Here is a 14003-nt window from a genome sequence, read left to right on the forward strand (position 1 = left end):
GCCTATTGATAAAGCCAATACAGCAAGCACATAATACCTAACAGCAATAAGGATAAGAATTTATAATTCCCAATACCTTTCCAGGTTGCTCCTCTTAATGGGTCCATTGGAGATCTCCAATACAGCGCATCACTTTCTGGCGTGTGCTTAACCGGGTAAATAAAGGAGAACACTATCTGCATGAACATACAAGCCACAAATAAATAAAAGGCCATCATCATAAAAGGTATGTTGGAGATTACTGTATCAGGCAAGAGTTTATTTACAGCAAATACAACAACACCCAGCAAAGAACCTATCCACAATGTTAGTTGTGCGGCTTTGGCAGAAGCATTTTTCCAAAAGATCCCAAGAATAAATACAGTGGTGATAGGTGGTGCAATGTGCGCTATAACATCGTTAAGACCATTGAACAAACTTTCGTATCGGTTTAAAAGCGGCAATAAGGAAATAGACACAACCAAGGCCACAGCTGCAGACACTTTACCAACGCTGACAAGTTTTCTATCACTTGCCGCCGGATTAAACCGCTTGTAAAGATCAAAACTTGCCAAGGTAGCAATTGAATTGAGCGCACCAGAAATTTGGCTCATCAAGCCAGATAATAAGGCAGCCACCAAAATACCAACCAACCCTGTTGGCACCAGCTGTGTAATCATTAAAGTATAGATACCTTTTGTTTCGGTAATGGTTTTACCAGTTGCATCTACTGTTTGCAAACTGCTGATATCGAACATCCCTTTTTGAGCCAGAACATAGGCCATTAAACCCGGCAACACAAAAATGAATACAGGTAATATTTTGATAAATCCACAAAACAGTGAACCTACCCTTGCATGGTTTTCATCTTTTGCACCCAACACACGTTGAACAATGGTTTGATCGGCACACCAGTACCAGATTCCTAAAACAGGATAACCCAGGAAAACAGCATACCACGGCATACCACTTTTATCGCCACTTCCACGAAGCATGGAAAGTTTGTCAAGGCTGTTGGTTTGTTGGAGTGTTGCCGTCATGGCATCCCATCCGCCCACATTCTGAAAACAGATGACCGTAATAACAACAGCGCCTGTAAGAAGAACAATGGTTTGAATAGATTCTGTAATAACCACGGCACGCAAACCACCAATGATGGTGTATAAGCCAGTAAGCAAGGCAATCACCACGACACTTACATACATATTTACACCAAACAATGTTTTTAATACAATACCACCCGCAAGAAAGGAAAAGGCAATATGTATAACGATGGCCGAAACAATAGAAACAATAGCCAGCCAGTCCCTACATGCGCGGTTATATCTTTTTTCCAAAAAATCAGGCAGTGTAGCCACCTTCGATTTTAAATAGAAGGGAACAAAAAACAAGGCCAGCAAAATGAGCGTAAAAGCGGCCATCCACTCAAAATTGCCGTTGAGCAACCCTGTATCAAAACCCGATTGAGCAAGGCTTACCAAGTGAATACAGGAAATATTGGTGGCAAATAAAGCCAGCCCGATCATAGGCCATTTCAGGCTTTTACCGGCAAGAAAGTATTCGTTTGAAGATGTTCCCTCTACTACTTTCTTTTTCTTTAGCCCAGCCCATAAACCAATAGCTACAATACCGAGTATGTAGAGTACACTTATGGCAATATCGTACGATCCGATCATGTTGTGGATTTTATTGGTTTTTTAGTTCACAGGTACTTCCGGCCACCTGGGGTGTTTGGTATACGCCGTTTTTAATTACTGCAGGATGCACAAAATGTTTCTGTAAATGGGGAATATGCTCAAGGAACAACGCCTCATGTCCCATGGCTATATGATTAAACAATACCAGGTGCTGATGCAGCTGTCCCATATCGCCTACATGTGGCACCACAGGAATACCATATTTTTTACACATCAGGCTTACAGTAATAAACTCACTTACGCCTCCTACCCGCACAGCATCCACCTGTATAAAACCAGCACAGTCCGCCTGCAGGTAATTTTTAAAGATGACCTTATTGGGTACATGTTCACCTAACGCCAGCTTGATTGGCGCAATGGTGTCAGCAAGTGTCATGTGTGCCAGCACATCATCAGGATGAGTAGGCTCTTCTATCCAGTAAGGCTGCATTGACTGGAGTTCTTTACAAATGCTTAATGCCTGCGGCAAGGTCCATTGCTGGTTAGCATCGAGCATTACTTTTACATCACTACCTGCCACTTCCCGCACAATATTGGAACGCCGGATGTCTCGCTGCGGATCCGCAGATCCTACTTTCAGCTTCATGGCCGTAAAACCTTCTTCAATTGCTTTTTTACAATTCGCCCGTACTTTTTCATCATCGTAACTAAACCAACCAATGGACGTATCGTACCCGGGATAACCGCTTTCGATAATACCACTCCGCTCCGATTTACTCCCTTGCTTATCCTGAAGTAGCTGAATAGCCTCTGCCCGGGTTAATTCATCTTCAATATAAGAAAGATCTAGTGTGTTAACGATCTGCTCAGGCGAAAGATCGATTAGCAGTTTCCACAAAGGCACACCTCTTTTCTTAGCCCATAGGTCATAGCAGGCATTGGTAACTGAGGCCAGGGCCAAATGAACAACACCCTTGTGCGGACCCAGCCAGCGGAATTGCTGTTCATTAGATAATTGATTGAATACTTTTCCGAAATGATGCATCAGTTCTTCAATGTCCTTACCTTTTAACTGTTCTGCATAAAACGCTGCAGCTTTGCAAACAAGATCATTTCCCTCGCCTAGCGTAAAAGCAAAGCCAGTTCCGGTAATACCAGAGTCATCAATAAGTTCTGTTACTGCGTACGAATACACAGGATCCCTGTGAATAGCATCGCTACCGGCACCTGAATCCAACTTAAATCTTCGGTCTTTTATATTAATCGCTGAAATCATTCAGTTTATATTTCAGATTAAAAAAGCGGAATGGTTTTCACATTACCATCCATTACTAAAACAATAATGCTTCAATCAGCATTTGGCTGTTAGGTGAACGTATAGGTAAGGGTGACAGGTTGTTACAAACTCCTTTTAGTTCACTTCGTTTCCAACTGGTTCTGCCACAGGCAACACAGATCTATACCCAAGTTCCGCCCCACCACTAATAGGCAAAATACAGCCGGTGATAAAACGGGCTTTGTCTGACAGCAAGAACACACAGGCGTCAGCAATTACATCGCCCTGCGGACAATAACCTAAAGGATGAATATTATTGAGGTATTCATTGATGAAGGCTGTAGAAGGTTGTTCTTCTGTCCACTTTTGTAAAGTAGGCGTCCATACTCCAGCAGGACTAACAGCATTTACACGTACGTGAAACTTTGCATAGTCCAATGCCATAGATTTGGTTAAGGCATTCACAGCACCTTTAGTAGCCGTATAAGCTGCATGTAGCTCCTGCCCTATTTCACCAACAAGGCTGCTGGTATTTAAAATGCAGCCTCTTGTTTCTTTTAATGCTTTGATGCCATACTTAACTGTATAGTAAATACTTTTCAGATTGACATCCATCAGGTCATTCCATTCGTCTTCTGTCGTTTCATCAAGGGTTTTAGAAGGGCTTGCAATGCCGGCATTATTATGAATAGCGTCTATTTTACCAAACTGTGCGATTGCTTTTTGCATGGCCAGACTAACCTGTTCTTCATTGCGCACATCGCAACAAACTCCCAGGTGCTCCGGTCCCAATTCAGCCATAACCTTTGCCAATTGCTTTTCACCAATGGCAAGAATGACAAGCTTTGCTCCTTCTGCAGCATATGCCTTTGCACACTCATACCCTATCCCTTCACTACCTCCAGTAAGAACGATTACTTTATGATCTAGTTGTTTCATTTACATGTTTAAAATTTTTCATCGCAAGGGCGATAAAAGTAGTTTTGAATGAGAACCGCTTCAATAGACTATACCACCATTTTGATGGAGATTCCGATGGCGGGGATTTTACCGTACAAGAACATAAGCAATAGGATATAGCCTTAGCTACTGCAACTCATTCTAAAGCATAGAGAATGAATAGCATTGAACAATGGCCCTTCAAAAAGCTACACTGCCTATTTTAAACTATCTGTCTGTAACCTTCCATCGCACGCTGTACTTTAGAACACGGCTCGCAAGTATTATTTTATGATTCAAACAGTTATAAAATAGCATAATAGTCCATTATTTTCATAGCATCGTCTATTTGCCAAGCTCAGTTAAAAACTAGCTTTCCGCAATTAGCCAGTCGCCATTTCTTGACTTAATTCAGGAGAGTTTTCATAACGGCCGGCCTTTTGTTTTTATCATTCAAAAGCCGCATGCATTGTAATTAATTTAGTCAAGGGAATGCAATGGAAGACAGAGTACTTGCTTAACTGATTTCAAACTGTCCATAAACAGACATCTATAATAAATAATGAATTATGCTGCCCAACAACGTTTTCAAAACGATTAAACACAGCTTTTTAGTTTTCACAGCCTTCCTGTTTACACAACAAACAACGGCACAAAAGTCAGTACCTTACTTTGGCGAAATAAAGTGGATTAATGGCTATGCAAAAGAAATTACTGGCGAAAACATTGGCTATTTCTCCGCTTACCCCGATTATGCCACCGTTGCATTATTAACCCGCTGTACCGATGGTAATAAAGTGATTGAATGGGAAACAGCACCGGTACCCAAAAACATAAAGGGGAATTATGTATACTTCAGTTGGGTGGCAGCACACTCTTCAGGAACCAGTAAAGGGGACCGGAATTTTGACTTATACGTGAATGATCATAAAGTCCTAACCTTTACCACTACACCCAACCATCAAAATCCTAACTGGAGTTTTGCAGCAACCGACAGCTCAAGAATTGTTTTTCAGCAAACAAAAAGAGACGCAGCGAATGATGCACATGGGCTGGCTTTCTTGCGTTTGCCTGTAAGCAAGCTTAAGCCAGGTGAACCGGTTAAAATTAAAGTTGTTGGACAAGCCCAAAACAGCAATGACTGGTACATGACCTTTAAGTTTTCTTTTGAAGAGAAAGTGGAGGTAGCACCAGTACCCTTTATGCTTAAAAGCGGAAAACAACCTGTTGTTTTAACGGCACTTCATTTTGGAAAAGACCAACACCTCCAAGTAAAGGTCAACCGCAAAGGAAATCACTCATTTCTCATAAAGGATGGTGTCAACACATTTGACATACCAGTAAATGCTGTTCAGAAAAACGACAGTGTGTTCATCCAGGTTTCGGCAGGTAAAAACGTGATGGTAAGCAAGTATGTTCTTCTAAAACCAGTGGTTCATCGGGAGCTGCATTTCATTCATCATTCACATACGGATATTGGTTACTCGCATTTGCAACCGGAAGTTTTAAAAATCCATATAAAAAACATTGACGATGCCTTACACATGATCGATGCGACAAAGAACCTGGCAAAGGAAGCAAGGTTTAAATGGAATATCGAATCGTTGTGGGCGGTAGAAAATTATTTAAAACAGGCAAGCCCGGCACAAACGGAAAGATTTATCAACGCAGTAAAAGAAGGAAGTATTTGCTTATCGGGCTTGTATGCAAATATACTTACAGGACTCAGCCAACCGGAAGAGGTTTTTCATTATACCGATTATGCGGAACAATTACGCAAACAATACGGAGTGAAGATCAACAGTGCTATGATATCTGATATTCCCGGATATGCCTGGACAACAGTAACCGGCTTAGCAAAAGGAAGCATTCGATATTTTTCAAGTGGCCCTAATTTCCTGGGCGAAACCCACCCTTATGGTGGTGACAGGGTTGGCCATTTTGTAAAAACCTGGGGCGACAAACCGGTATGGTGGGCGTCGCCCTCAGGTGAAGAAAAGGTTTTATTCTGGACGGCAGGAAAAGGTTATTCTTCCTGGCACGGAACACCTGTTGGCGGCGTATTTGATAAGGGTGCTAAAAAAATTGCAGCCTATCTGAATGAACTAACCGACAAGAACTATCCGTATGAAATGGTACAATGGAGATATAATATTGTTTCCGACAACGGACCAATTGATCCCAGTATTTCTGATTTTGTAGACCAATGGAATAAAAAATACGCGTCACCCAAAATTGTATTGAACACAACAGACAAACTTTTTGAAGCGTTTGAGCAAAAATATGGCAACAGCCTACCTGTAGTAAAAGGCGACATTACACCCTATTGGGAAGATGGTGCTATCTCTACCGCTTATGAAGAAGGTAAGAACAGGGTAAACAGCTTGCGCTTACAACAATTAACAACCTTGTACGCTATACTGGATGCAAAGAAATACCAACCATCCAGCTTTTATGAAGCATGGAAAAATATACTTCTATTTCATGAACATACCTGGGGAGCCTACAACAGCATTACCGATCCTGATATTCCATTTGTAACAGAACAATGGCAAATTAAAAAACAATTCATGCTGGATGGGGATAAGCAGATTAATGAGTTGGAGAAAAATCTATTAGCCCCTCTCACCGACTCTCTATCAAAACGCATAGCGGTAGTCAACACCTCTTCATGGGCCAGAAGCGGAATGGTAACAATTCCAGCCACTATAAATGGCAAATCAGTAAGAGACGCAGTGGGCAAAAAATGGCCACTTCAAAAATTAAGCAACGGTACATATGTATTCATGGCCAACCAGGTACCAGCACTTGGAGCAGCTGTTTATACAATAACAAATGAGGAAGCGGATGCAATAAAAAACAACTTCACTGTTACAAATAATGCTGTGGCAAATGATAAGATACGAATGGAGTGGGATCAGCAGGGAAGTATTACCAACCTAACGGAAAACGGCAGCTTCAATTTTGCAGGTTCTTTTAATAAACAGGGTTTGAATAGCTATTGGTATGTTCCAGGTTTTAATCCAACGGATGCTCTTACCAACAGCCATGTGCAGGTAAAAGTATTGGAAAACGGTCCGTTGGTCCTTTCTCTTGTACTACTTAGCGATGCACCCGGCGCCAACCGCTTAGAACGGAAAATAACATTGTATGCAGGAAGTAACGAGGTGATGATTGATAACCTTATTGATAAAAAAGCCGTTCGTCAAAAGGAAGGTGTACATTTTGGGTTCCCCCTTCATCCATCATTGAATAAAGTAACCCTGGATGCTGGGTACGGATCAATGCAATACTTGGCCAACCAGTTGCCGGGCTCCAATATGGATTATTTATACAGCCGCCGGTGGCTAGATGTTTCAACGGCAGATAAAGGAATACAATGGATGTTGCTGGAAGCGCCCTTGGTTGAACCAGGCGCTATCATAGATGAACGCCAAACCATTAATCAAACGCATAAGGAATGGAAAAAAACAGGAAGTCCTACAGCTACATGGTTTAGCTATGTAATGAACAATTATTGGCACACCAACTATAAAGCCGATCAGGATGGTGTGAGTCATTTCCGCTATGCATTGAAACCCCATGGCCCATTCAGTTATACTGAAACAGAAAAAGCAGGCGCTTCCTTCAGTCAGCCATTGCTGGCATTGCCTGTTAAAGAACAGGTAACATTCGCAGACGGATTGTTTGATCTATCGAATAACCGCATTGTTGTTACCAGCCTAACACCACAGGAAGATGGAAGTATTGTAATCAGGCTTTATAATCCTGAAGCATCTACTGAGCAAACCAATTTCCTGTGGAAAAAAATGCGACCATCACAAGTGATCCACCTTGGAACTGGAAAAAAATTCTCTGTTAATGAACCAATCACCCTGGCAGGAATGGGGGTAATGGAATTTAAAATTACCCAATAACAAAAACGTATATAAATAAGAACAAGCTAAAAAAATGAATTATCAACGATCGCTTTTAGGTTGCATACTATTGATCTTACTCTTTGTTACAACAGGATATAATTATGTGTCTGCACAAAGCCGACCCATTAAAAGAATGGGAGCCGCGAATACGGTTTCTTTTGATGATGGATGGCTGTTTGCCCGCTATGGTTTACAAGCCGATGGCTCCAAAATAGAAGAACCGGCAGGTTTGGAAACAACTAGTCTCAACGATGGTACCTGGCAGCCGTTAACATTACCGCACGACTGGGCCATTACCGGCCCCTTCCGGATTGAATTAGATGGCGCTACAGGCAAGTTGCCCTGGAAAGGAATAGGCTGGTACAGGAAACATTTTGTAGTGCCTGCAACAGATGCCGGCAAACAAATCTTTGTCGATTTTGATGGAGCAATGGCCAATGCAAAGATTTGGCTCAATGGAAAATATGTTGGTACCTGGCCGTATGGCTATACTTCGTTCCGCATGGATCTAACGCCCTTTATTCAACCCGGTAAAGAAAATGTCTTAGCCGTTCGTCTGGATACGGAAAACTGGGATTCCAGATGGTATCCAGGCGCTGGTATTTACCGTCATGTATGGTTAGTAAAAACAAACCCGGTGCATGTGGATCATTGGGGCACTTTTATTACCACGCCTCAAATCACAGACAAGAGTGCCTTGGTAAACATTGCGGTTACCGTGCGCAACCAATCGGAAAAAGCAATAACAGCAAACGTACTGACTACTTTGTTTGAATTGGATGCTACCAACAGGCCAACCAAAAAAGTGGCCGTAATGAAAGAAACTGTGGTGGAGGTGAACGGCAGTGAAAATAAAATGGCCGAATCACAGGTAAATGTTGCCAATCCCAAGCTTTGGAATATTGAAACACCTAACAGGTATGTAGCACAAACGACGATCAGCATTAACGGTAAAATCATTGATACCTACCATACACCATTTGGTATTCGCACATTGGAGTTTACTGCCCGCAATGGTTTTTTATTAAATGGTAAACGGGTGGAGATAAAAGGCACATGTAACCATCATGACCTGGGTGCATTGGGAGCCGCATTTAATTTGAGCGCCTTAACCCGTCAGTTGAAAATGCTGAAGGAAATGGGCTGTAATTCATTGCGTACGTCTCATAATCCACCGGCACCAGAATTACTGGAACTGGCAGATAAAATGGGCTTCCTGGTTTGGGATGAAGCGTTCGATGCGTGGAAAACTGGAAAACGTAAAAATGATTACAACAAATTATTTGATCATTGGCATGAAAAAGATCTAACGGCCTTGGTCCACCGCGACCGCAACCACCCTTCCGTATTCATCTGGTCCATTGGCAATGAAGTCAATGAACAGCAAAATGTAGAACTCACCAAACACTTAGTAGATATTGTACACCGGGAAGATCCTACGCGCCCGGTTTCCAATGGCTATAATGACCCGAATGGTGGCCGCAAGTCAGGCGCCGCCGTAGCCCTCGATATCATGGGCGTAAATTATTTTTTTGGTCAGCAAGCCAAATGGGATGCAGATCCTCGTTATACCAACAAGCCCACCATTGGTAGTGAAACCTCTTCCTGCGTTACTTCCCGTGGTGAATATTTCTTTGGAAATAACGACTATCAAAACTGGCAAATATCATCGTATGATTATGCAAAGCCGGGTTGGGGTTGTTCACCAGACGAACAGTTCAAAACCAATGCAACATATCCGCACCTGCTAGGTGAATATGTATGGACGGGCTTTGATTATTTGGGAGAACCGACGCCTTACAATTCAGATGAAACCAACCTGCTCAACTTCCGGACGGACTCCTCTAAAAAAGAGGAATTGGAAAAACAGTTGGAGTTATTGCGTCAAAAGAACCCACCATCAAGAAGCAGTTATTTTGGTATTATTGATTTAGCTGGATTTCCCAAAGACCGTTTTTATAGTTATCAATCGCAATGGCGTCCCGATTTTCCTGTAGCACATATTTTCCCTCACTGGAACTGGCCCGAAAGAATGGACTCCTTCACACCTGTGCATGTGTACACTTCAGGCGATGAAGCCGAACTGTTTTTAAATGGCAAAAGCCTGGGGCGCAAAACCAAGGAGGCCGGAAAAGATTTTCGCTTAATTTGGGATGATGTAAAATATACACCGGGTGAGCTGAAAGTGATCTGTTATAAAAGCGGAAAGCAGTGGGCAACAGATAAGGTAAAAACAACAGGCGAAATGGCAAAGCTTGCACTTTCCGCTAATCGTTCTGTGATCCATTCACAGGATAATGAATTATGCTTTATTACGGTGAAAGTAACAGACACTGAAGGATTAATGGTGCCACGTTCCCACCCTGTTATTCATTTCTCTGTAGAAGGAGCAGGAGAAATAATGGCAACTGATAATGGTGACGCCACCAGTTTTGTACCCTTTCAAAGCCATGACCGCCCAGCGTTTAACGGAATGGCATTAGTGATAGTAAAAGCAAAAAAAGGAGCTAAAGGGCCTATTACGATTAAGGCTGAAAGCAAAGGCTTAACTACAGGAACAACAAAGATCCAGGTTCAATAATAAATTGTGCGGAGGCAGTGACTCAGAAAAAGTCACTGCCTTTCTTCATGAATTTTCCTAACAACAGGCAGCTCAATCTTTTTAATTCCCAATAAGATTTACGGTTTATTGGAACTGCTTTCTATTATAAATACCTCCAGGCTCAAAGGCCCATGAGCACCAATTACCAGAGATTGTTCAATATCCGCAGTTTTTGAAGGACCGGCAATAAATACACCGTAGCCGTCTATGTCTATTGCATTTTTTTCATAGGCATCATGCATGTCAACAACAAGATCTTCTTCTGTAACCACAATTATCAAATGCTGACAAAGAAATGGTAACGAGCGATTACCAATGTTTTTTTCTGTCACCCAAATAGCACCATTTTCTGCTATAGCAACACTGCCTCTTACAATAAAAATTGCTGTACTCGCCAAGGTTCTGGCATCTGCGTTTACAAAGTCAATGATATTGAAGCCCCGCAATTCGCTCACTGCATTAATGATGCAGGGATACTTGCTTCCTGCTTCCTGTATGTAGGCATCTATCTGTTCAACGCCACCTACTTTCCTGCAACGCCCTCCAATAGCAGCAAGTGTTTGACTAAACTTAGCCAATAGATCTTCCTGTTTACATTCACCAAAATTCAGAGAAGGTAAATGCTTGTTCTCTAGCTCACACCCTCTGATAGCTTTCAGTATTTTCTCGCGACTACTTATCATCTTTTATTTTTTTCATACCACTCATTGAAACTTTGCCTTGGGGCCTGAGGCATCTCCCTGTTTTTATGCCAGGGGTTTAATCGGTTATTGACCAGCCCTGGTAGCCACTGCATAATCTTTCTGCCAATCTTTCCACTGAGTTTATACATGCGGGGACGAGAAAGCACAAAAGCCATTGCTTTCATAGATGCTTTTTTAGCAGGACTACCATACCATTCCTTCATCAGGATTTGTCGCCAGCTCCATAACTGTTCGTGGATATTAATCTTAACGGGACAGACATTGGTACACGAACCACAAAGGGTTGAGGCAAACGGCAGGTCGGCATTCTTTCGCATATCTAAATTAGGCGCAAGGATAGCACCAATTGGGCCAGCAACGGAATTATGATAACTGTGTCCACCACTCCTTCTATAAACAGGGCAGGTATTTAAACAAGCACCGCAACGAATACATTTTAAGGAGTCTTTAAAATCTTTTCTTCCTAATTGCTGCGTGCGACCGTTATCCACCAGGACAATATGCATTTCTTGTCCTTTTCGGGGTCGACGGAAATGACTTGAATAGCTTGTAATAGGCTGCCCTGTTGCACTACGCGCCAGCAAGCGAAGAAAGATCCCTAAATGTTTTGCCTTGGGAATGAGCTTTTCAATGCCCATGCAAGCAATGTGAAGTGGAGCACTATGAACGCCCAAATCGGCATTGCCTTCATTGGTACAAATAACAATACTACCCGTTTCTGCTACAGCGAAGTTAACACCCGTAATAGCAGCATCGGCTTCCAAAAACTTTTCACGCAAAACTATTCTTGCGGAGTTCGTCAAGTAGGCAGGATCAAAATTATTTTTTTCAGTTTGCAAGCACTCATGAAAGGTATTACTTACATCTTCTTTCTTTAAATGAATGGCTGGCAAAACAATATGACTGGGTTGTTCTTTGCGTAGTTGAACAATGTATTCACCCAGATCGGTATCAACAACTGAAATCCCCTGGCTTTCCAAATGATGATTTAAGCCACATTCTTCAGTAAGCATGGATTTACTCTTCACTACATTCTTTGCCTTGTGTTTCGCTAAAATAGAATACACAATGCGGTTATGCTCTTCAGCATCCGTTGCCCAATGTACATGCACGCCGTTAGCTTTAGCCTTAGCCTCAAACGCTAAAAGATATTTGTCTAAATGAGAAAGTGTGTGGGCCTTAATTCCGGAGGCCATTTCACGTAAGGATTCCCACTCAGGAAGTTGCTGAGCAGCCTTGTCTCTTTTAGACCTCACAAACCAAAGCGTTTCATCGTGCCAGGTGGCCCGTTCTTCGTCTTTTAAAAACCGAGCGGCAGCATTGCTATGATCCTTTATTTTATGCTCCATTTTGTATTCAGTATTTCAGCTATATGCACCACTTTGATTCTACTTTTCTGGCGTTTTAAAATACCCTCTAAATGCATCAGGCAACTTACATCTCCACCTGTAATATATTCCACCTCATTCGCTGCATGATCCCTGATTCTGTCTTGGCCCATTCGCACAGAAACCGCTTCCTCTGTTACACAAAAAGTTCCCCCAAAACCACAACATTCATCAACGCGGGCAGGCCTCATTAGCTGTAACCCTTTTACTTCATTTAATAGTTGTTCTGGTTTAGAAAAACTTGGCCCAACCCGTTCTGACATGGATGAAAGCCCTAGCATTCGTTGTCCATGACAACTTGTATGTAATCCTACCTTATGCGGGAAATAGGCACCTACGTTAACGACCTTTACTACATCGGTCAAAAACTCAGTTAGCTCATAAACATTATTTCGCATAATAGCGGCTTCTTTCTCTCTCGGCTTATAGTGCAGATGCTCCTTTACATGCGCCACACAACTTCCGGATGGACTAACGATATAATCAAACCCATAAAAGTTTTGAATAAAATTTTTATTACAGCTGTTGGCTAACGAAGCATAACCAGCATTTGCCATGGGCTGGCCACAGCAAGTTTGATTTACTGGATAAAACACTTCGCAACCGACTTTCTCAAGTACCTGCAGGGTAGCTATTGCTACCTTAGGGAAAAATTGATCAATATAACAGGGAATAAACAGGGCAACCTTCATTAGCTATTTCACTTTGCTGTTCTTTGACAACGGGTAGGATTTAAAAGAGGACTATCTAATTTCATAATAAGAATTCAGGAATTAGCCAAAGCCCTGTCCAGATGAACATACCCCCCATCCACATGAATTAATTGTCCTGTGGTATGGCTGGATTTATTAGACAAGAGAAAAGCAACCGTATTGGCAATTTCCTCTGTCGTGGTCATTCGATTCTCTAAAGGAACTCGTAAAGCGATTTCATTTAGTTTTTCCTCCGGATTACTTAATGTATTGATCCAGGTTTCATAAAGCGGTGTAAAACACTCTGCCACTACAACGGCATTTACCCGAATACCATATTTTAATAATTCCACAGCCCACTCTCTTGTCAAAGCATTACGGCCACCATTAGATGCTGCATAAGCCGATGTATTGCCTTGACCGGTTTCAGCTGTTTTTGAACTAATATTTACGATGGCTCCTTTTGAACGAATCAATTCAGGAAGTGCGTATTGTGCCATCAAATAATAATGTACCAGATTTTTATGAAGGCTCGCCATAAACTTTTCATAATCGCCATGCTCTAGCCCTATGTTATCATTCTCTCCGGCATTATTTACAAGTCCATCTAGTCTTCCTGCTTTTTTGATTACTTCTCTTACGGCTTTTTCACAGTCATCGGGGCGGGTCAATTCTGCCACCACATAATCTACTTTCTTCCAAGAGGATCTTAGTTCTTCAACCAGCTGCTTATTATCGGCTTCACATCTGCCCACAACAAAAGTGTGTGCGCCTTCCTCTGCCAATAATCGAACAATACCTTCCCCTATTCCCTTGGCACCGCCAGTAACGATAATTACTTTGTCTTTTAATTGAAGATCCATTTG

The 14003-nt window shown here is 42.1% G+C and carries 9 protein-coding genes; 2 read left to right on the plus strand and 7 right to left on the minus strand.

The features are described from left to right. Positions 1–2 precede the first annotated feature (2 nt). The 3 genes from SY85_RS13645 to SY85_RS13655 all read right to left on the minus strand — a co-directional run bounded on the left by SY85_RS13645 (position 3) and on the right by SY85_RS13655 (position 3831). Complete coding sequence (locus SY85_RS13645) at positions 3–1655, minus strand: sodium:solute symporter (protein WP_066405375.1); 1653 nt, start codon at positions 1653–1655, stop codon at positions 3–5. Positions 1656–1665: 10 nt separating this feature from the next. Then, positions 1666–2892 (minus strand): enolase C-terminal domain-like protein, encoded by a 1227-nt coding sequence (locus tag SY85_RS13650; protein ID WP_066405376.1) that lies wholly within the window; start codon positions 2890–2892, stop codon positions 1666–1668. A 135-nt stretch (positions 2893–3027) separates the two neighbouring features. Beyond that, complete coding sequence (locus tag SY85_RS13655) at positions 3028–3831, minus strand: SDR family NAD(P)-dependent oxidoreductase (protein WP_066405377.1); 804 nt, start codon at positions 3829–3831, stop codon at positions 3028–3030. A 569-nt stretch (positions 3832–4400) separates the two neighbouring features. On the opposite strand from SY85_RS13655, the gene SY85_RS13660 reads away from it, so the two are divergent. After that, positions 4401–7748, plus strand: coding sequence for a glycoside hydrolase family 38 N-terminal domain-containing protein (locus tag SY85_RS13660; protein WP_082886437.1), 3348 nt, complete (start codon positions 4401–4403; stop codon positions 7746–7748). Positions 7749–7782: 34 nt separating this feature from the next. After that, entirely contained in the window at positions 7783–10332 is a 2550-nt protein-coding gene (galB, locus tag SY85_RS13665) for a beta-galactosidase GalB (RefSeq protein ID WP_066405378.1), read from the plus strand. A 98-nt stretch (positions 10333–10430) separates the two neighbouring features. Here galB and SY85_RS13670 read toward each other — a convergent pair whose 3' ends face one another. The 4 genes from SY85_RS13670 to SY85_RS13685 form a co-directional block, all read right to left on the minus strand. Then, on the minus strand, positions 10431–11036 hold the full coding sequence (locus tag SY85_RS13670; protein WP_082886439.1) for a LutC/YkgG family protein: 606 nt from the start codon (positions 11034–11036) through the stop codon (positions 10431–10433). Next, complete coding sequence (locus SY85_RS13675; RefSeq protein ID WP_066405379.1) at positions 11033–12406, minus strand: lactate utilization protein B; 1374 nt, start codon at positions 12404–12406, stop codon at positions 11033–11035. The genes SY85_RS13670 and SY85_RS13675 overlap by 4 nt, the downstream gene beginning before the upstream one ends. Next, positions 12391–13137, minus strand: a complete 747-nt coding sequence (locus tag SY85_RS13680; protein WP_066405380.1) for a (Fe-S)-binding protein — start codon at positions 13135–13137, stop codon at positions 12391–12393. Before SY85_RS13680 ends, SY85_RS13675 begins: the two co-directional genes overlap by 16 nt. A gap of 74 nt (positions 13138–13211) precedes the next feature. Beyond that, positions 13212–14000, minus strand: coding sequence for an L-fucose dehydrogenase (locus SY85_RS13685; protein WP_066405381.1), 789 nt, complete (start codon positions 13998–14000; stop codon positions 13212–13214). Positions 14001–14003: the final 3 nt, after the last annotated feature.

The sequence above is a fragment of the Flavisolibacter tropicus genome (assembly GCF_001644645.1).
Taxonomy (GTDB): Bacteria; Bacteroidota; Bacteroidia; order Chitinophagales; family Chitinophagaceae; genus Flavisolibacter; species Flavisolibacter tropicus.

Bases quoted from the DNA above. Each gene is read 5' to 3' on its own strand.
- SY85_RS13645 (WP_066405375.1), bottom strand. From the start codon at position 1,655: ATGATCGGATCGTACGATATTGCCATAAGTGTACTCTACATACTCGGT.
- SY85_RS13650 (WP_066405376.1), bottom strand. From the start codon at position 2,892: ATGATTTCAGCGATTAATATAAAAGACCGAAGATTTAAGTTGGATTCA.
- SY85_RS13655 (WP_066405377.1), bottom strand. From the start codon at position 3,831: ATGAAACAACTAGATCATAAAGTAATCGTTCTTACTGGAGGTAGTGAA.
- SY85_RS13660 (WP_082886437.1), top strand. From the start codon at position 4,401: ATGCTGCCCAACAACGTTTTCAAAACGATTAAACACAGCTTTTTAGTT.
- galB (WP_066405378.1), top strand. From the start codon at position 7,783: ATGAATTATCAACGATCGCTTTTAGGTTGCATACTATTGATCTTACTC.
- SY85_RS13670 (WP_082886439.1), bottom strand. From the start codon at position 11,036: ATGATAAGTAGTCGCGAGAAAATACTGAAAGCTATCAGAGGGTGTGAG.
- SY85_RS13675 (WP_066405379.1), bottom strand. From the start codon at position 12,406: ATGGAGCATAAAATAAAGGATCATAGCAATGCTGCCGCTCGGTTTTTA.
- SY85_RS13680 (WP_066405380.1), bottom strand. From the start codon at position 13,137: ATGAAGGTTGCCCTGTTTATTCCCTGTTATATTGATCAATTTTTCCCT.
- SY85_RS13685 (WP_066405381.1), bottom strand. From the start codon at position 14,000: ATGGATCTTCAATTAAAAGACAAAGTAATTATCGTTACTGGCGGTGCC.